This window comes from Nonomuraea endophytica, assembly GCF_014203235.1.
In the GTDB taxonomy this organism is placed as follows: domain Bacteria; phylum Actinomycetota; class Actinomycetes; order Streptosporangiales; family Streptosporangiaceae; genus Nonomuraea; species Nonomuraea endophytica.
Map to the genome: position 1 here is coordinate 88,166 of NZ_JACHIN010000001.1, position 17,754 is coordinate 105,919.

The 17,754-nt window shown below is 70.0% G+C and carries 15 protein-coding genes; 8 read left to right on the top strand and 7 right to left on the bottom strand.

Translation table 11 applies throughout. The features are described from left to right. Window positions 1-18: 18 nt before the first annotated feature. The 5 genes from HNR40_RS00405 to HNR40_RS00425 all read left to right on the top strand — a co-directional run bounded on the left by HNR40_RS00405 (window position 19) and on the right by HNR40_RS00425 (window position 2,877). Window positions 19-828 carry a crotonase/enoyl-CoA hydratase family protein gene (locus HNR40_RS00405; RefSeq protein ID WP_184957647.1) on the top strand — a complete coding sequence of 270 codons (810 nt, stop codon included), beginning with the start codon at window positions 19-21 and terminating at the stop codon, window positions 826-828. Between the two features lie 32 nt (window positions 829-860). Next, window positions 861-1,160, top strand: a complete 300-nt coding sequence (locus HNR40_RS00410; protein WP_221339863.1) for a type II toxin-antitoxin system Phd/YefM family antitoxin — start codon at window positions 861-863, stop codon at window positions 1,158-1,160. A gap of 86 nt (window positions 1,161-1,246) precedes the next feature. Beyond that, complete coding sequence (locus tag HNR40_RS00415) at window positions 1,247-1,513, top strand: PIN domain-containing protein (RefSeq protein ID WP_246508267.1); 267 nt, start codon at window positions 1,247-1,249, stop codon at window positions 1,511-1,513. A gap of 12 nt (window positions 1,514-1,525) precedes the next feature. Then, window positions 1,526-2,437 (top strand): RNA polymerase subunit sigma-70, encoded by a 912-nt coding sequence (locus tag HNR40_RS00420; RefSeq protein ID WP_184957648.1) that lies wholly within the window; start codon window positions 1,526-1,528, stop codon window positions 2,435-2,437. Window positions 2,438-2,475: 38 nt separating this feature from the next. Continuing rightward, window positions 2,476-2,877 carry a hypothetical protein gene (locus HNR40_RS00425; RefSeq protein WP_184957649.1) on the top strand — a complete coding sequence of 134 codons (402 nt, stop codon included), beginning with the start codon at window positions 2,476-2,478 and terminating at the stop codon, window positions 2,875-2,877. Here HNR40_RS00425 and HNR40_RS00430 read toward each other — a convergent pair. Beyond that, window positions 2,864-3,964: an NAD(P)H-dependent flavin oxidoreductase gene (locus tag HNR40_RS00430; protein WP_184957650.1), complete on the bottom strand. Its 1,101-nt coding sequence runs from the start codon at window positions 3,962-3,964 to the stop codon at window positions 2,864-2,866. The genes HNR40_RS00425 and HNR40_RS00430 overlap by 14 nt on opposite strands. A 167-nt stretch (window positions 3,965-4,131) precedes the next feature. After that, entirely contained in the window at window positions 4,132-5,043 is a 912-nt protein-coding gene (gene pgfA, locus HNR40_RS00435) for a cell envelope lipid trafficking protein PgfA (protein ID WP_184957651.1), read from the bottom strand. A gap of 134 nt (window positions 5,044-5,177) precedes the next feature. Here pgfA and HNR40_RS00440 point away from each other — a divergent pair, with 134 nt between their 5' ends. Both HNR40_RS00440 and HNR40_RS00445 read left to right on the top strand, forming a co-directional pair. Beyond that, window positions 5,178-5,897 carry a class I SAM-dependent methyltransferase gene (locus HNR40_RS00440; protein WP_184957652.1) on the top strand — a complete coding sequence of 240 codons (720 nt, stop codon included), beginning with the start codon at window positions 5,178-5,180 and terminating at the stop codon, window positions 5,895-5,897. A 359-nt stretch (window positions 5,898-6,256) separates the two neighbouring features. Further along, window positions 6,257-7,423 (top strand): acyltransferase family protein, encoded by a 1,167-nt coding sequence (locus tag HNR40_RS00445; protein ID WP_312896230.1) that lies wholly within the window; start codon window positions 6,257-6,259, stop codon window positions 7,421-7,423. Here HNR40_RS00445 and HNR40_RS00450 read toward each other — a convergent pair. Genes HNR40_RS00450 through HNR40_RS55995 form a run of 4 tightly spaced genes read right to left on the bottom strand, consistent with a single transcriptional unit; the run spans window position 7,347 to window position 13,852 of the window. Beyond that, window positions 7,347-11,756: an alpha-(1->3)-arabinofuranosyltransferase domain-containing protein gene (locus tag HNR40_RS00450; RefSeq protein ID WP_184957654.1), complete on the bottom strand. Its 4,410-nt coding sequence runs from the start codon at window positions 11,754-11,756 to the stop codon at window positions 7,347-7,349. The two genes, HNR40_RS00445 and HNR40_RS00450, sit on opposite strands and share 77 nt — an antisense overlap. Then, entirely contained in the window at window positions 11,753-12,907 is a 1,155-nt protein-coding gene (locus HNR40_RS00455; RefSeq protein ID WP_312896132.1) for a glycosyltransferase family 4 protein, read from the bottom strand. Before HNR40_RS00455 ends, HNR40_RS00450 begins: the two co-directional genes overlap by 4 nt. Then, the gene (locus HNR40_RS00460; RefSeq protein WP_184957655.1) at window positions 12,904-13,707 is read right to left on the bottom strand and encodes a glycosyltransferase; all 804 of its coding nucleotides are present in this window, start codon (window positions 13,705-13,707) and stop codon (window positions 12,904-12,906) included. The genes HNR40_RS00455 and HNR40_RS00460 overlap by 4 nt, the downstream gene beginning before the upstream one ends. A gap of 10 nt (window positions 13,708-13,717) precedes the next feature. Beyond that, a complete protein-coding gene (locus HNR40_RS55995) occupies window positions 13,718-13,852 on the bottom strand; it encodes a hypothetical protein (protein WP_281395023.1) in 135 nt (44 codons plus the stop codon). 158 nt (window positions 13,853-14,010) lie between these two features. On the opposite strand from HNR40_RS55995, the gene HNR40_RS57015 reads away from it, so the two are divergent. Beyond that, window positions 14,011-16,038 carry a helicase-associated domain-containing protein gene (locus tag HNR40_RS57015; RefSeq protein ID WP_184957656.1) on the top strand — a complete coding sequence of 676 codons (2,028 nt, stop codon included), beginning with the start codon at window positions 14,011-14,013 and terminating at the stop codon, window positions 16,036-16,038. Here the strand turns inward: HNR40_RS57015 and HNR40_RS00470 are convergent. Next, complete coding sequence (locus HNR40_RS00470; RefSeq protein ID WP_221339864.1) at window positions 16,033-17,709, bottom strand: MmpA family trehalose lipid delivery protein; 1,677 nt, start codon at window positions 17,707-17,709, stop codon at window positions 16,033-16,035. The two genes, HNR40_RS57015 and HNR40_RS00470, sit on opposite strands and share 6 nt — an antisense overlap. Window positions 17,710-17,754: the final 45 nt, after the last annotated feature.

The following is a 17,754-nucleotide window of genomic DNA, read 5'->3' on the forward strand; positions in this document are numbered from 1 at the left end:
CCTTCCGGAGGTTGCCCCGTGGAACTCCTGCCGATCAGCACCCCGCACTGCCGGATCGAGCGCGACGGCCACGTCGTGATCGTCACCATGAACCGGCCGGAGGCCCGCAACGCGCTCTCCTCCGACATGTTGATCGGCCTGGCCTCGGCCTGGGCCTATGTCTCGGCCGAGCCCGAGGTACGCGTGGCCGTCCTGACCGGGGCGGAAGGCACGTTCTGCGCCGGAGCCGACCTCAAGGCCATGGGCCAGCCGTCCCAGGACCCGGACGTACAGGCACGGGCGGCACAGATCCCCAACTTCCACTGGAAGGGCCTGCTGCGGGAGGACCTGCCTACGAAACCGATCGTCTGCGCGGCCGAGGGCTACGCCGTCGCGGGCGGCACCGAGCTGCTCATCGGCACCGACCTGCGCGTCGTGGCCGAGTCGGCGACGCTGGGGCTGTTCGAGGCCAAGCGCGCGCTGTTCCCCATGGGCGGGGCGGCGATCCGGCTGCCGCGCCAGATCCCCTATTGCCACGCCATGGACCTATTGCTCACCGGCCGTTCGGTGACCGCCGCCGAGGCGCTGTCGATGGGCCTGGTCAACCGCGTGGTCGCCGACGGCCGGGCGCTGGCGGTGGCCAGGGAGATCGCCGACGACATCGCGGCGTCGGGGCCGCTGGCCGTACAGGCGATCCTGCGCACCTATCGCGACACCCTCGGCCTCGCCGAGCCGGAGGCCCTGAAGGTCTCCGACGAGTACGGCTGGCCGGTCATCGGCTCCGAGGACGCCCGCGAGGGCTCCCGCGCCTTCAAGGAAAAGCGCCCCGCCACCTACCGAGGCGTGTAGCACGCCGGCTACACATCGCTACGGTGGTGGCCATGGTGAAGGTCATCACTCAACGAGAGTTTCGCGACAACTCGGCCGCCGTCATGGATCAGGTCGAAGCTGGCGAGATCTTCCACATCACCCGTAACGGCGTCGAGATCGCTGAGTTGCGCCCCATACCGCGCAGGCGGCATCTGAGCACCGAAGAACTCATCGCACACCGCCGCCACCTTCCGAAGGTCGACTACGCGGAAATGCGGCAGGAAGCCGACGAGTTCTTCGGCAACGAAGATCGTGTCGACGACGACCCCTGGGACCGGCGACGTGGGGGATCGACACCTATGTCGTCATAGACCTGGTCAAGATCCCCATTGAGGACCTCCCCGGCATCTCGGAGATCACCACCATCACCCTCGCCGAGCTCCATCAAGGTGTCGTGATGGCGAAGACCGAGACCGCGCGTGCGGTCCGTATGGAGACGCTGGCGGCGGCCGTTGACTTCGACGCGCTGCCCTTTGACGCCGAGGCCGCAGCTCGATACGGAACCCTGGTCGCTTTGACAGTCGCAGCCAAGCGCGATCCGCGGCCGAGGCGCCTGGACTTGATGATCGCTGCGGTGGCGTCTGTTCATGGCCTGCCCCTCTACACGCATAACACCGGCGAGTTCATCGGGCTGGAGGATTTGGTCGTGGTCGTTCCCATCTGAGAAGGTGGCGGGATGGCGGTGGAGGAGGCGGAGCAGCACCGGCGTGAGCTGCACGTCCACTGCTATCGCATGCTCGGCTCCTACACCGAGGCCGAGGACGCCGTTCAGGAGACGATGCTGCGCGCCTGGCGCCGGGCCGACACCTACGAGGGGCGTTCCACCTACCGGGCCTGGCTCTACAAGATCGCGACCAACGTCTGCCTCGACCTTCTGGCCAAACGCAAGGACGTGGTGCTGTCCGAGGCGCCGTTGTCGGATGTGCCGTGGCTGGAGCCGTACCCCGACCAACAGCTCCCTGAGGAGCTGGCCGTGGCGAGGGAGACCATCGAGCTGGCCTTTCTGGCGGTCATCCAGCATCTTCCGGCGCGCCAGCGCGCGGTGCTGGTCATGCGCGACGTCCTCGGCTGGCCCGCCGAGGAGACCGCCGAGACGCTGGAGATGACGGTGCCGTCCGTCAAGAGCGCGCTGCAGCGTGGCCGGGCCACGCTCCGCAAACATCTTCCCGAACGGCGCAGCGAGTGGGCCGCCGCCACTGAGCCGAGCGCCGAGGAGCGGGTCGTGCTCAAGCGCTTCGTCGAGGCGTCGATGAAGGCCGACATGGGCACGCTGGCGACCTTGTTGCGCGAGGACGCGATCCAGGCCATGCCGCCGTCGATGCAGTTCTTCCCCGGCCGCCGGGCGATCCTCGACATGTGGGCGCCGGTCATGGCGGGCCAGGGGGCGTGGGGCGAGTGGCGGGCGCGTACCACCACCGCCAACAGGATGCCCGCCGTGGCCAACTACGTACGGCGGCCCGGCGAGGAGTTCTTCACCGCGGTCAACCTCGACGTGCTGCGCATCGAGGACGGCCTGATCGCGGAGATCACCACGTTCGGGCCGGAGACGCTGCCCGCGTTCGGACTGCCGGAAAGAATCTTCGACTGAGACCGATTCCTTTCCGCGCGCCGCCCGGTCATAGGGGCATGAACACTTACGACAGGCTCATCGGCACCTGGAATGTCTCCGGCGGCACCACCGGCACGATCACCTACCGCTGGATGGAAGGCCGCAAGTTCCTCATCCAGGACATCGCGATGGACAGCGAGTCCGGCCCCGTCCTGGGCATGGAGGTCATCGGCCGGGAGATGCCGTTCGGCGCGGACAAGCCCGGCGACGAGGTCAAGTCCCGCTACTACGGCTCCGGCGGCGAGACCTACGACTACGTCTACGAACTCGACGGCGACACGCTGACGATCTGGGGTGGCGAGAAGGGCTCGCCCGCCTACTACCGGGGCTCGTTCAGCGCGGACGGCGACACCCTGACCGGCGCCTGGCACTACCCGGGCGGCGGCGGGTACGACTCGGTCTCCGTCAGGACTCCGTGATCCCGCCGAGCCGTTCGATCGCCTCGACGTACTCCTCCACCAGCCCGAACATCACCTCCTTGACCGGCCGGACCTGATTGGTGATGCCGATGATCTGACCCGCCGGGAACGTGGCCAGCTCGGCGGCGTCAGATCGCCCGATCCGCCGCAGCGCGTCGGACACCAGCATGAACTGCAGCGGCATCGGCAACGTCCCTGGGGAGTCCGCGGCTTCCCAGGCGTCGGTCCACTCGTTCTTGAGCAGGCGCGCGGGCTTGCCCGTCCAGCTGCGCGAACGGACGGTGTCGCGCGAGGTGGCTTCGAGAATGCGCGCCTTGGCCATGGCCGGGGTGTCGGCCTCCTCGACGGTGAGCCAGAGCGAGCCGGTCCACACGCCCTCCGCGCCCAGCGCCATCCCGGCCGCCATCTGACGCCCGTTGCCGATGCCGCCGGCGGCCAGCACGGGAACGTCCACGGCATCCACGACCTGCGGGATCAGCACCATCGTGGAGATCTCCCCGGTGTGCCCGCCGGCCTCGGTGCCCTGGGCGACCACGACGTCGACGCCCACCTCGACCTGCTTGAGCGCGTGGCGGGGCGTGGAGGCCAGCGCGGCCACCTTGACGCCGTGCCGGTGCGCCAAGTCGACGACGTCGGCGGGCGGCGGCCCGAGCGCGTTCGCCAGCAGCGCGATCGGGTGCCGCAACGCCACCTCGACCTGCGGCCTGGCGGTGGCGTCCGTCCACCCGAGCAGGACCCTGCCCGCGTCGGCCGACGACTCCGCGACGCCGTGGCGCTGGAGAAGGTCCTCCACGAACGCGCGGTGCCCCTCGGGGATCATCCCCTGCAGCTTGCCGACGAGATCCTCGGGCGCGAAGTCCGCGCCCTCGTAGGAGGCGGGCATGACCACGTCCACGCCGTACGGCTTGCCGTCCACGTGGTCGTCGATCCATTTGAGCTCCATCTCGAGCTCTTCCGGCGTGAAGTAGAGGGCGCCGAGGACACCCATGCCGCCCGCCCGGCTGACGGCGGCGACGACATCCCGGCAGTGACTGAAGGCGAAGATCGGCAGTTCGATCCCGAACATCTCGGTGACACGGGTCCGCATGGCCTGACGTTAATCCCGTCATCAGGCTAATTGCAACACGTTCTACTCTAGAACATCACGTCGGTACTGACGGGTAACATCTTGCAAGAACGTGTTCTAACTACGCTTCGTGGTGGGAATGCGGAAGGCCCGCCCCTTCTTCAGGGACGGGCCTTTCTCGACTTGTGTCAGCGCTCGGCGCGGCGGCCCAGCAGGACGCCCACGAGCACGAAGGCGATGCCGACGATCAGCAGCACCAGCGGGATGATGTTCTTCAGCAGGTTGATCTGGCTCTTGCTCTTCTGGGCGCTGGAGACCAGGTCGGAGACGGTCTGGTCGGTCATCTTCGCCGTGGCCACGAAGGCCAGCGAACGCTCGACGCCGTCCTGCGTCTTCAGCACCTCGTGGCGCTGCTGCTCCTGCTTGACCGGGGCTCCGGTGGCCGGCTCGATCCAGAAGGTGACCTTGCCGTCGTAGTAGCGGTCAACCTGGACGTCGCCCTCCTCGGTCATGCCGAGCACCGAGGCCGGAGCGGTGAGGGTCTCGGTCTTGGTGGAGGGGATCTGCTGCTCGAAGACGTAGACGGGCAGGCCGTTCACCGCCTCCTCGCGGACGAACGTGGCGTCGAAGGCCTTCTGCACGCTGGAGTTGAACACCTTGTAGGTCTTCTTCTCCACGCCGAACGGGAACTTGTAGATCTGGCCCTCAAGGGTGACCGGGGCCTTCTTGACGTTGACGGCGCAGCAGTTCACGCCGGCGCCGGTGTACTTGTCGAACGCGCTGCGGCGGTCCGACAGGTCGATCTGGGGGCGCCGGTTGGTCACGTCGTTGACGACCGTGGCCTCGTCCCAGACGACCACGTCGTCCTTGGACTCCTTCACGTCGCCGCGGGTCGTGACGATGATGTCGAGATCGGCGGTGAGGACCTTGAGGTCCTGCTTGGAGAAGTACTGCGCGCCCGTCGCCGTCAGCCGGGTGATGCCGAACTGGTTGGCCGGGGCGGCGATGATCTTTTCCGCCGCCCAGAACTTCACCAGCGGGGCTAATGCGATGAAGAACGCTCCGACCCCGATGAGAACAAGCGTGGAAATGCGACCCATCAACGGCTCCTAGAACGTGTTGTCGTATGACCCGGCGCTAGGGGACAAAAGTATGACAGTGAGTGACATGCGTCACCGGGCGGTATAGAGCCGCAACCAAATCGATAGAAACAGGTTCTAACGTGGGTTGGGTTATGGGAGACACTCCGGTACGCGCCGATCTCGCGCGGTCCTTACGGCTGTTCCGCGCCTTCCGCTCCGAGCAGAGCGACGGGGACGCCTACTACACGACGCTGGCCGCCGACACCGCCGCCCAGCTGGTGAGGTACGCCGACCTGAACGACAGCACGGTGCTGGACGTGGGCGGCGGCCCCGGATACTTCGCCCGCGAGTTCCGCCGCAGGGGCGCACGCTGCGTCTGCGTCGACGTGAACGCCGGGGAGCTGGCGGGCGGCGGCCTGCTGGGCAGCGCGATGGACCTGCCGTTCCGCGACGGCAGCGTGGACGTCTGCTTCTCCTCGAACGTGCTGGAGCATGTGCCCGACCCCTGGCGGATGGCATCGGAGATGGCCCGGGTCACGAGACCAGGCGGCCTGATCTTCCTCGCCTACACGAACTGGCTGTCGCCGTGGGGTGGGCACGAGACGTCGCCGTGGCACTACTTGGGTGGGGAGCTGGCCGCCCGGAAATACCACGAAAAACACGGCAAACCCCCGAAAAACCGGTACAAGGAGAGCCTGTACCCGGTCTCGGTGGCCGCCGGCCTCCGCTGGGCCCGAACCACCAGCGAGGTCGACCTGGTGGACGCGATCCCCCGCTACCTGCCCTGGTGGTACCGCCCGATGCTGAAGGTCCCGCTCGTCAGGGAGTTCGCAACGTGGAACCTGGTGCTCGTCCTGAGGAAACGCCCGTGAGAAAACCCCCCAAAGACAAACTCGTAGCCGGCACCCCCACCCCCCACGCCCACCCGGACCCCCGCCCCAACCCCCACCCCACCCCCGACACCCACCCGGGCCCCCGCCCCAACCCGCCTACCAACCAGCCGGCAAGTGGTGGGGCAACACCCCACGACACCGAACCGCCCCAGCCCCCGGTACCTACCAACCCATCGGCGGGCACCGGGACAACACCCCGCGCCGCCAAACCCACCGACCAGTCGGCAGGCACCCGGCCGCCCCAGCCCTCGGCACCTACCAACCGGTCGGCAGGTGCTGCGGCCCCGCTGGAAGCCACCGGTCAGTCGGTAAATGGTGGCGGGGTTGAGGTGGGCTCGGTGCGCGGTTTGGGGGGCGGGGGCGGGCGGGATGCGGCGTTGGATGGGATTCGGGGGTTGGCGGCGCTGGGGGTCTGGCTGTTGCATGTGGGGGGGAACACCGGGGTCATCTATCGGGATGGGATGTTCGCGTGGATGACCACGCGGCTTGGCATCGCGGTGCCGATCTTCTTTCTGCTCTCCGGGTTGCTGCTGTTTCGGCCTTGGGCCAAGGCGTTCATCGAGGGGACTCAGGCGCCCGGTACGCCGCGCTACCTGTGGCGGCGGCTTTTGCGGGTGTTTCCTGCCTACTGGCTGGTGACTGCGCTGGCGTTGTGGGCCTGGAGTTCTCTCGACGGGTTCGGCTGGGCCACCTGGATGCTGATGCTCCAGAACTACACCGCCCAGGGGCAAGCTCCTGACGGGCTCTATCAGATGTGGACCATGCCTATTGAGCTGGCCTTCTATCTGGCTTTGCCGCTTATCGCCTGGTGTCTGGGGGTTTGGGCTCGGCGTGGGAATCGGCCGGTTCGGCTGTTGGGCGGCATCGCTGTACTGCCGGTGATCTCTATCGCCACTGTGGTGGCTGCGCATGTGTGGGATCAGCCGCAGATGGCCTTGTGGTTGCCGCATCACCTCATCTACTTCGCCGCTGGGATGGCCATGGCCGTTCTTTCGGTGTGGATCAAGGAGTCACGGGCTCTGGACTCGCTGGCGCCGCAGTTGCTGGTGCTGGCTGTGCTGCTTTACGCGATGCTCAGTACCGAGTTGGCGGGGCCGCGTACGTTGACGTTGCCTTCGCTTTCGCAGTCGCTCTGGCGGATGGTGTTGGAGACAGCGGTGGCGGTGCTGATCGTGGCGCCGTTCGCCTTGGCGCCTCGGGCTGACTCTTTGCGGCATCGGGTTCTGGGGAATCCGGTTTCGGCTTACCTGGGGCGGATCTCCTACAGTGTGTTCCTCTGGCATGCGCCGGTGATCACTTTGTATTACAAGGTGACGGACGCGGAGCCGTTCAATGGCAACTTCTGGCCTGTCGCGACCTTCACGCTGATCGGGACGCTGCTGATCAGTGCGGGGAGCTACCACCTTGTTGAGGAGAACGCCTTGCGGCTCAGCGGGTTGCGGCGGCGAGTTCCTGCTCCACCGCCGGAACCTCCGGCTCGGGAGCCCTCCGGGGCGGCACGGTGACCAGCGCCCCGAACAGCGCTCCCATGGCGGCGCAGGCGATCAGCTGAGCCACCTGGTCGGCCAGGACCGGCACATCCAGCCGGATCCCGGCCGCCACGGACGCCGCCGCCAGCACGAACAGCACCGCACCCAACCACGGCGACGCCACCATCCCCGCGATCCGGCCACCCCTCCGCCCCTGGTCTGCCACGGGTACGCCTCCCGCCGCCTGCCCAGGAACCACAGCCTCGGTAGCAGTGCCGGGCAAGGTTGCCGAGGCGGAGACTGCGGCCGAACCGCGCATTGGCACGGACGCCGGTGCAGGGGACGTGGTGGGTGTCGGGACAGGCGCGTGCTCGTGGCCGGGCAATGGCGCGTGGGTGCGGGACTGCGGAGACGAGAGGGCGCCGCCGTGGGCAGGTGTGGCGGTGTGGGCGTGCGGGAGCGCGGAGGTGCCAGAGGGCACGGGGGTGGGATCGGGTGAGGGCGCGGGGGTGCGGCTCTGGGGGATAGTACGGCTCTGGGTGTGGGTGGGGTGGGGGCGGGTTAGGAGGGTTAGGGCGGTTGTGGCCAGGACGGCGGCCATGCCGGGCCAGCTGGCCACCCAGCCGCCGAAGGCGAGACCCAGCACGATCACGTACGGCACCCGCCACCGGTCCAGCCGAGACCAGTGAGCGGGCGCGGTCTGGAGGACGTGCTCGGGACGGGGGCCACGCATGACCAGGGCCAGCAGGGCCAGGCAGGCGATGCCCGCCAGCCCGGCCGCCAGTGCCAGCCAGTAAGTGCGGTCGGGCTGGTACTCGAGGCGGACGGTCCCGGTGGTGCCGGCGGGCAGTTCCCAGGCTTGCTTCCAGCCGTCGATCCGCACCGGCCGCAGTGTCTGGCCGTCGAGTTCGGCCCGCCAGCCCTCGTTGAAGTTCTCGTTGACGATGAGGAAGGAGTCCTTGGGCGCGGTGACGCGTACCTCGCGCAGGGACGGCGTCCAGGTGCCCTGTACGGCGGCGCCGGCGACGGCGGGTGAGCCGGGCCGCAGCGAGCCGACCATCAGGCTGGACACCGCCCACGGCTCCCAGCCGGGGATCCTGACGCGGTTGGCGCCCGGGGAGATCGCCGCCTTGGCGCAGCTGACGAACCGGACGGGCCGCTGTTCCAGCAGGTCGGCGTAGGTGCCGCTGACCTTGGTCTGGACGGGCTTGCCGTTCAGCTGAAGGGTGGGGCCCTGTCCGCAGCCCAGGCGGAACGGGATGCCCTCGGGACGGCTGGCCGGCGTCGCTCCGGGGATGATCAGTTCGGTCACCTGGAGGCGGCGGGAGGCGGCGAAGAAGCGGAGTTTGAGCGTGCGGGTGGTCATGGGCTTGAAGACCAGGTTGCCGCCGGCGTCGACGCGGGCGCCGCGGGTGGCGCCCTTGTCGCCGCTGACGATGACGTCGAGGGGTTCCTTGTCGCCGCCGGGCCGGGCGATCTGGATGCGGGAGATCGTCTTCGGCTTCTTCCAGCCGATGGTCAGGGCGGGTTCGGCGTCGGGGCCGGCGGGGATCCAGGTGGTGCCGGCGTCGGCGTCGAAGGCGGATCGGGGGGCGACGACGGGGTCCTTGCTGACCTGGGAGGTGCCCTTGACGGAGGGGAGGTCGTCGGTCAGGCGGGTGTAGCGGTCGACGAGCGCGGGGTCGCGTAGGACGGCGAAGCCGGTCAGCCCGTTCTTGGCGGCCTCGGCGGCGGTGAAGGTGCGGTCGAAGCCGGCTCCTTCCTCGCCGGGGCGTTCCAGGAGGGGGTTGCAGATCCAGCGGGCCTGGTTGCGCATGCAGCGGGGGCGTTCGTCGACGCCGCGGTCCATGACGTAGACGTCGCCGGTGGCCTGCGGCAGCCGGATGGTACGGCCGGGCAGCAGGCCGGGGATGGCGATCTCGCTGATGCCGACCCGTTCGACGAAGTTCCAGGAGCGGCTGGTGGTGGCGACGACCTTGATGCGTACCCACCCGGTGGTGCCCGGTGGGACGCGCAGGCTCTGGGGGCTGTTGGTCTGCTGGACGTCCTGGACGATCCGCCCGTTCTCGGTCTCCACGGCCACGGTCTTGATGGACTGGCCGAGCAGCACGTTGTTGGTGAAGGTCACCTTCATGCCGGGCAGCGTGCGTTCGGCGGGGAAGTCGAGGCGCAGCCACTCGCCGGTGGGCGGTTTCCAGCCGCTGGTCTCCCAGTTGGTCTCGTAGTCGCCGTCGAGGGCGGCCCAAGGGCTGCGTCCCGAACTGCTGATGCCGGGTACGGCCCCGGCGTCGGCGGCCGAGGAGGAGGCGGTCACGGCGGAGACGCCCTCGTACTCGGCGGTGGCGGTGTCGTCCAGCCAGCCGTCTTCGAGCAGGTCGAGGGCGCGTACGCCGGTGAAGTCCTCGCGCTGGTCGGCGGTGAGCGTCTGGGTCCAGTTGGAGCGGATCTCGCCGAAGTGGCGCTCGCGCAGCCGGAGCGCGTCGCTGACGACGGTGGGCGCCTCGCGGGTGCCGGCGTCGCCGTTGACCAGGACGGGCGAGTCTCCCAGCAGGCCGAGGTCGCCCATGGACAGCAAGGAATCCGGCCCACCGTGTACGGCCAGCGCGTCGCCGGCAGGAAGCACCCCGACCGCCCCCGAACTGCCCGACACCTCATACAGGTCCAGGGCAGGGAAGGGCCAGTCGACGGAGTTCTCGGCGTCGTCGGTCTTGGTGTCGCCCACCTCGCCGCCGAACGACTGCAGCCGGGTGATGCCGGGTGACTCGCGCAGCGCCTCGTAGATCCTGGAGGGGTAGGCGCCGGCGATGGCGGCCCGGTTGAGGTCGTTGCGGACGAGCAGGTAGCGCACGCCCATGCGGCGCAGGACCTCGGTCAGGCCGGGCGAGCCGTGCCCGGCCGCGAAGCGCTGGTCGACGGCGTCGAGCAGCCGGCTCAGCCCGATCGAGCCGGCCGCCGTCACCTGCCTGGTCGTCCAGCGGGCGGCGAACATGGGCTGCATGGGGTCGTCCATGGGCCGGCCCCACAGGTACTCGCCGAACTTGGCGCCGGGCACGACCAGGACGCCTTCGCCGCCGGCGTTCTCGTTGACCCAGGCGGCGGCCTGGCGCCAGTAGAGCGGGACCTCCTTGAAGTGTCCAGGAGCGCCCAGGCCCACGTTGAACACGGGCAGCACCAGGCAGGCGAAGGCGGTCGCGGCCACCGCCTTGACCGGCAGGCGCACCTTGACGAGCAGGTGGGCCAGGCCGAGGGCGAGCGGCAGCCGTACCAGAGGATCGAATTTGCGCAGGTTGCGCAGCGGGGCCAGCGGACCGTCGAGCAGCCAGCGCACGGGCTCGGCGACGACGGGCTCCAGCGCGCTCATGTGGCCGGCGGTCAGCGCGGTCACGCCGACGAGGAAGAGCGCGATCACGAAGCCGCGCGCGGGCAGGTCGCGGTGGGCGAGGCCGGCCAGGCCGAGCGCGGCGATCACGCCGGTGACGACGATCATGAGCGCTGAGGTGGCGATGGCGAAGCTCGCGGGCTGGGTTTCCACGCCGTTGACGGTCAGGAAGCGCACCCAGTCGGAGGCGCCGCGCAGCACGTTGGTCAGCGAGGTGACCTGCGTGGTGGCGGTGGAGGTCTCGGTGTAGGGCAGGAAGGAGAAGGCGTAGCGGCCGACGAGCAGCAGCGGCAGCCACCAGAACAGCGTGGCCACGCCGACCGCGCCGCTCCACCAGGCCAGCATGCGCCAGCGTGGGACGGGCCTGGGCCTGGTCACGATGTAGAGCACGGGGGCGATGAGCACGGCCAGCACGGCGACGGCGTTGACGCCGCCGCACAGGGCGACGGCGAGGCCCGACCTGATCGCCGCCCGGGCCCGCTGGCCGGTCTCGGCGGCGGTCAGCAGCGGGAGCAGGATCCACGGCAGCATCGCGGCGGGCAGCCACTCGGCGGAGATCTCGCCGATGATCGACAGCACCCGGGGCGCCAGCGCGTACGCCAGCGCGCCCGCGACACGCGTGCCGGGGTTGCCGATGCCGAGCTGCCTGGCCAGCCGTTCCCCGCCGAGGAACGCGACGCACATGAGCAACGTCAGCCAGAGCCGCTGGGTGATCCAGGGGTCCAGGCCGATCAGCTCGCCGAGGGCGAAGAACGGGCCCATGGGGAAGAGGTAGCCGGCGACCTGGTTCTGGAGCTGGCCGAAGTGCTGGAGGTCCCAGAGGTGGGCCAGCCGTTCCAGCCAGCCGACCGGGTTGAGCGCGAGGTCGATCTTGGTGTCCGCGATGATGTCGCCAGGACTGGTGGTGAACGCCAGGACGGCGAAGCCGAGGCAGCAGATCGCCAGCCAGAGCCGGTGCCTGGCCCGCCCGCTGACTGGGGTGTCGTTCACGACCGCTCCCAACCGGAGACCCGCATCGGCGCGACCGGACGGCCCAGCGCCAGCGTGGCCAGCCGTTCGGCGCTGTTGTCCCAGCGGAACCTCGACGCCCAGCGGCGGCAGCTCGCGCCCTGCGCGCCGTCAAACTCGTCGAGCTCGTCGAGCGCGGCGGCGATGCCCTTGGCCAGGTCGGCGCCCTCGGACACGAGCCAGCCGGTCTCGCCGTGGCGGATGGCGTCCCTGAGCCCGTCCACGTCGAAGGCGACCGTGGGCACGCCGAGCGCGGCCGCCTCCAGCACGCACAGGCCCCAGCCCTCGCCCTGCGAGGCGTTGACCTGCAGCCATGCGGTCGAGATGAGCCGCTCTTTCTCCTCCTCGGAGACGTAGCCGCGCATGGTCACGCCTTCCGGCAGCCGCGCGCGCAGCCGTTCCTCCTCGGGGCCGCGGCCGACGATGTCCACGGTCAGCTCGGGCCAGCGTTCGCGCAGCTCGGGCACGGCGTCGAGCAGCAGGTCAACACGCTTGTGCGCGACCAGCCTGCCCACGCAGACGAGCTTGGGTGTACGGCTGCGCGCCGCCTGGCCATCCGTGCTCGGCTCGACGCCGTTCGGGACGATGTCGATCGGGCCCAGCCAGCCGAGCCGTTCGCGCATGGCCGCCACCGTCGAGGGCGAGACCGCGACGCTGCGCCGCCGGCGGTAGGTCCAGCGCGAGGCCGGCCCCTCCAGGAAGCAGCCCAGCACGGCCAGCCATCGCGGCAGGTGCACGTCGAACTGCCGGTCGTGCACGTGGTGCACGACGCAGATCACTCTGGTACGGCGGTGCAGCACCCACGGCGTGAAGAACGGGATGCCGTTCTGGCAGTCGAGCACCACGTCGAACCTCGTCCTGCGGCGCAGCAGCCAGGCCAGCACCAGCGGGTAGACGGTGAACAGGCCGCCCATCCTGGCCAGCCGTACCCCGTCGACGGTTTCGTGGCGGGCCTGGCCGGGCGCGCGCGCCGTCACGAAGCGCACCCGCGCGCCCGCGCGGGCGAAGCGCCTGGCCATCTGCCAGGCGTACGTCTCGGCGCCGCCGGCGGCCGGGTGCCACGGATCCCGCCAGTTGACGACGGCGACGCGCAGTCCTTCCAGTTCGGACGGGATGAGTTCGGACGGGATCACGAATATCCGACGGGGTCGGGCGCGTGCTCCCACGCCGGGCGTACGACGCCGCGTGACTCGGCGTGCAGCCGCAGCCAGATCCCGCCGAGCTCCAGCAGGATCCCGGCGCTGTGCCTGGCCGGGGAGAACCGCGATCCCGGCATGTCGTGCCACTGGATGGGGATCTCCATCGCCGCGGAGCCGAGCGCCGCGCAGCGGGCGAGGAACTCCACGTCGAAGGCGAATCCGGGCGTGCGCATGCGTGCGGCCACCTCGCGGGCGAGCCGCCCGTCGAAGAACTTGAAGCCGCACTGGGTGTCGCTCACCCCGCGGACGAGCCGGCGGGCGAGCGCGCGGAAGCCCACGGCGCCCAGTTCGCGGACCCGGCTGTGCCGGTTCTCGACCTGGGAGAACGTGTGCGCCCGCGAGCCGATGACCACGCGCTCTCCGGAGAGCAGCAGACCGACGGCCACGTCGAGGGCGTCGAGGTCGGTGGCCATGTCAGCGTCGCAGAACCCGACCAGCGGGGCCCGCGTCTCCAGAAGTCCCGCCCGCACCGCGGCGCCCTTGCCGGGGACGGGGCAGGCGATCAGGCGGACCGGAACCTCGCCTTCCGGCCACGTCTTGACGATCTCGGCTGTGGTGTCCGTGCTGTTGTTGTCGACGACGATGACGGCGGCCGGGAACGGCATTTGGGCAAGCTTCGCGCACAGCTGCAGGAGGCCCCCGGGGAGTCGTCGTTCCTCGTTGTAGGCAGGGACGACGATCTCAAGCAGTGGTGTACGGCTTACCCGCGCGTCCCCTCGGCGGGACGGCGGCATGACGTGCGGCTTACCGGTCGCCGTAGTTGTAAAGCGGCCTGTTGACAGGTGTCGCGGTAGAACCCGTGAGCGAGACGGTTGTCACCGTCGTCACCAGAGCGGCCACGGCGATGCCGATGATCGCTGCTAAGAGGATCTTGATCACGGGGGGTTCCTCCTCTTGCGGGCTGTGATGTGGGGGCCGTCACAAACCTAGAACCAATTCTAGCTACTCGGAAGTAGCTAGATGGAATCTTAATATTCCGGACTTGTCTACCAGGCGTGTCAACCTCATCCGTAAACCGGCGACGCTACCCTTGACCGGTGGATTTCCATGTCTGCACGCTGCCGGAGTATCAGATCCTCGCCGCGATCTCCTGGGTGGCCGCCGAACGGCACGGTCCGCTTCCGCCGGCTTCCTGGTGGCGCGGCCCTCGGCCGGTGCCAGAAGCGGACGTGCTGCGGATGTTCGAGCCCTCCGCACTCCCCGTCGCCAAGTCCCTGCTGGCCTCTTTGGCGGAGCGGAAACTGCTCCACCAAAGCTCAGACGGGTTGGATCTCCCGGCCGAGGTCCGCGCTCCCGTCTCCGGCGGCCTCAAGCTGGGCCGCCCGGCGGCCGAGTTGATCGACGCGTACTTCAACGCCGCCGAAGTACATCAGGTCGCGGCCGGCCTCGGGCTCGCCAAGGCGTCCAACCGGGCCGCGGCCCGTGAGCAGATCGTCGCGACGCTCTCGGAGCGGGCCCTGCTCGGCGGCGTTCTCGCGCTCGCCCCCGCGGACGCCGCCGAATTGCTGGAGACCCTGGCCTTCGAGGGTCCTTACCTGGCCACTCACGTCTTCGTCGGGGCCAGCCCTTATGGCCCCGCCAGGTACACCTTCCGCGAAGGGGGCGCGCGCGACCCCGCGACCGACTGGCTGGCCGCCCGCGGGCTCGTCCTGCCCTCTGGTCAGCACGATCTCGCCGAGATGCCCGCGGAGGTGGCGTTGGCGATCCGTGGCGACCGGCTCGCCCTCTTCGATCCGCTGCCGCCCGCGCCGCCGCCGGATTCGCCCGCCGTCACGCGAGCACGTGCGACGGCCCAGGCCCAGGCCACCGCCTTCGCCGGGCAGTTGGAGCGGGTGGTCAGCGCGTGCTCGGCGACGCCACTGACCATGAGGAAGAACGGCGGCGTCGCCGTCCGTGACGTCAGACGGATCGCCAAGTCGATCGCCCTCGACGAGGCGATCGTCAGGTTCTGCGTCGACCTGTGCTTCACCGCCGACCTGCTCGGCGGCATCGCCGACCCGGTCGAGAAGCCGTCCGGCCGGCGGCGTCGGCCCGAGCCCGCGCCCACCGTTCGCGTCGTGCCGACCTCGGCCTATGATCAATGGCTCGGCCGCTCCCCCGCCGGACGGCTGCTTCCCGTGATCGCGGCCTGGGCCACTCTGCCCGGGCTGCTCACCTGGTGGCCCGATGACGAGGAGCCGCCGGCGGCGATCTCCTTCGTGCACGATCCGGCCGCCCCCGACCTGCGCCTCGCGGTGCTCGAATCGCTGGCCGCGATCCCCGACGGCCACGGCCTCGACGAGCAACGGGACATGGCCTACCTGTTCGCGGCGGCGCGCTGGCACCGTCCCTTCGTCGTGGACGGCTCGCCGGAGAACGCCTCCCAGATGGCCTCGGTGATGAACGAGGCCGAACACCTCGGCGTCACCGCGCACGGCGCGCTCACCGCCCTCGGCCGGGCAGCTCTCGCACTGCTCCGTTCCGGCGCCTCATACCCGCAGGTCCTGAAAGAGCCGCTGCCGGACCTGGCCGCTGTGCTGGCCGATCTGCTGCCCCCTCCCGCGACCACAGCGCGGTTCCAGGCCGACCTGACCGCCGTGGTCTCCGGCCCGCCGGAGGCGTCGCTGGCCGAGCTCCTCGGATCCGTCGCCACACGCGAATCGGAAGGACACGCGGTCGTGTGGCGTTTCAGCACCGCGTCGGTACGCCGCGCGCTCGACGCGGGAACCGACCCGGACGCCCTCGCCGAGTCACTGGCCGCCGTCGCCCAGGGCGAGCTTCCTCAGCCACTGGTCTACCTGATCAACGATGTCGGCAGGACACACGGCCGGATGCGCGTGGTGCGCTCGGGCTGTTGCATCCGCTCGGACGACGAGGCGCTGCTGACCGAACTGGCCGCCGCTCGTTCCCTGCGCCGGCTGGGGCTGCGGCGGATCGCCCCGACGGTGCTCATCAGCGCCGCGTCGGAGCGGGAGACCCTGGAAGCCCTGCGAGCGGGGGGCTACACCCCGGCACTCGAAGCCGAGACCGGCGCGACCGTGATGGAACTGGCCGACGCCACCCGCGCGCCGACGCGCTTCTCATAGATCCACGACGTAGAGCCGTAGTTCCGGGCGGTCCAGTACCAGCCGGGCACCAGGCAGGCCGGAGGTCCCCGCGTCCACCACCACGTACCTGATGCCCTCCTCCGCCAGCCGCCGAGGATCACCCAGCACCGCGGCCACCCGCTTCGCCCGCGAGTCCTCGGTGCCGACCACCAACTCGCCGACCCTGACGGAGTCGTTGACCACCACCTCGCGGCCCGGCGTGGCGAAGAACCGCTGCGCCGGATCGAGCACCGCCCGATCGCCGTTCCACGGGAAGCGCCGGTAGGACTCGAACGGCAGCACCAGCACATCGCCCCTCACGGGGTCCCGGCCGATGACCTCGCGCGCCTCCACCCAGCTCAGCGGGTACGGCACCGCCGCCAGCGCACCCGACGCCCCCCACGCCAGCGTCGGCACCACGGCCAGCGGCACCAGCGCCAGCGCGACGGCCCAGCGCGAGGTCACCCGGGCGGTGAGCATCCCCAGGCCGACGGCGGCCAGGAGGGCCAGTGGGGCGAGATACTGCTGGGCGTCACGCAGCACCGCGAACCCGCTCCAGACCCCGATGAGCCACTTGAGCAGGTCCCGGCCCGGCTCGGTGACCCCGAGGCAGGCGATGAGGAACCCCAGACCAGCCGCCACCACAAGCCCCGGCCCGAACCGCACCGCCTCGGCCCCTTCACGCGACTCCGGGTCCTTGAGCAGTTGCTTCGGGTCCTTGAGCGGTTGCTTCGGGTCCTTGAGCAGTTGCTTCGGGTCCTTGAGCGGTTGCTTCGGGTCCTTGAGCAGTTGCTTCGGGTCCTTGAGTGTCAGCCAGAAGCCCGCGACGCCCGCCAGGACCAGGGCCAGCCGGGCCGCCGCCGTCACCGGGTGGTCGAAGCCCGGGGGGACGGCCCAGGCGTTCCAGATGCCGCCCAGGGACAGGAGGCTCACCACCGTGCCGAACGGCCCGTCGGCGCGGGCGGCGAAGGCGTCCACCCCCACCGGGTCGCCGGTCAGCCCGTCGGCCCTGGTCAGCGCGGTCACCAGCCACGGCAGGCTGAACGCCACCAGCAACAGCGCCACGCCTCCGGCCCGCTTCCACCGCTGAGCCGTACCGGGAAGCCTCGCCGTACCGGAGAGCCTCGCCGTACCGGAGAGGGCGACAGGGAGGGCCGTGACGGCGGTGACGATCATCGCGGCGAACCCGCCCACCGCGGCGGGCAGCAGCGCGACGGCGGGCAACCGCCCACGGGCCAGCGCCAGCACCACCCACGGCAGCCCCGCATAGCCGAGCAGCAACGCCCACTGCCCCATGAGCAGCCGCTCGGCCACGTAGGGGTTCCAGACGTAGAAGGCGCCCGCGACCAGCCGGGGCGCCAGCGCGGCCCCGGGCACCAGCAGCGCGGCCCCGGAACACCCCAGCGCGAAGACGCCGAGCAGCACGAGCTTCTGCACCAGGTCCGCGGGAAGCACCTGGGCCAGCACGGTGACCGCCAGGTCGCTGGGCACCGCGCGGGGCGCCCCGCCCGCCAGCCCGAAGGTGAACGGCGAGAAGACCGGGTCGGGGACGAAGACCATGTCCTGGATGAGGATGTACCCGGGAGCGAGTCCGGGCCCGAGGCAGAGGGCGCCCAGGCCGGTGCCGAGCAGGGCAGCCCACCACCCATAGCGCGACACCTGCGGAAACATTCCGATATAACACCACATCACAACCGGACAACGCCCATTCCATCA

Coding starts and splice junctions, on each gene's coding strand:
- HNR40_RS00415 (WP_246508267.1), top strand. CDS start 1,247: ATGGCGAAGACCGAGACCGCGCGTGCGGTCCGTATGGAGACGCTGGCG.
- HNR40_RS00430 (WP_184957650.1), bottom strand. CDS start 3,964: ATGCGGACCCGTGTCACCGAGATGTTCGGGATCGAACTGCCGATCTTC.
- HNR40_RS00440 (WP_184957652.1), top strand. CDS start 5,178: ATGGGAGACACTCCGGTACGCGCCGATCTCGCGCGGTCCTTACGGCTG.
- HNR40_RS00470 (WP_221339864.1), bottom strand. CDS start 17,709: ATGTTTCCGCAGGTGTCGCGCTATGGGTGGTGGGCTGCCCTGCTCGGC.
- HNR40_RS00420 (WP_184957648.1), top strand. CDS start 1,526: ATGGCGGTGGAGGAGGCGGAGCAGCACCGGCGTGAGCTGCACGTCCAC.
- HNR40_RS00425 (WP_184957649.1), top strand. CDS start 2,476: ATGAACACTTACGACAGGCTCATCGGCACCTGGAATGTCTCCGGCGGC.
- HNR40_RS00410 (WP_221339863.1), top strand. CDS start 861: ATGGTGAAGGTCATCACTCAACGAGAGTTTCGCGACAACTCGGCCGCC.
- HNR40_RS00460 (WP_184957655.1), bottom strand. CDS start 13,707: ATGCCGCCGTCCCGCCGAGGGGACGCGCGGGTAAGCCGTACACCACTG.
- pgfA (WP_184957651.1), bottom strand. CDS start 5,043: ATGGGTCGCATTTCCACGCTTGTTCTCATCGGGGTCGGAGCGTTCTTC.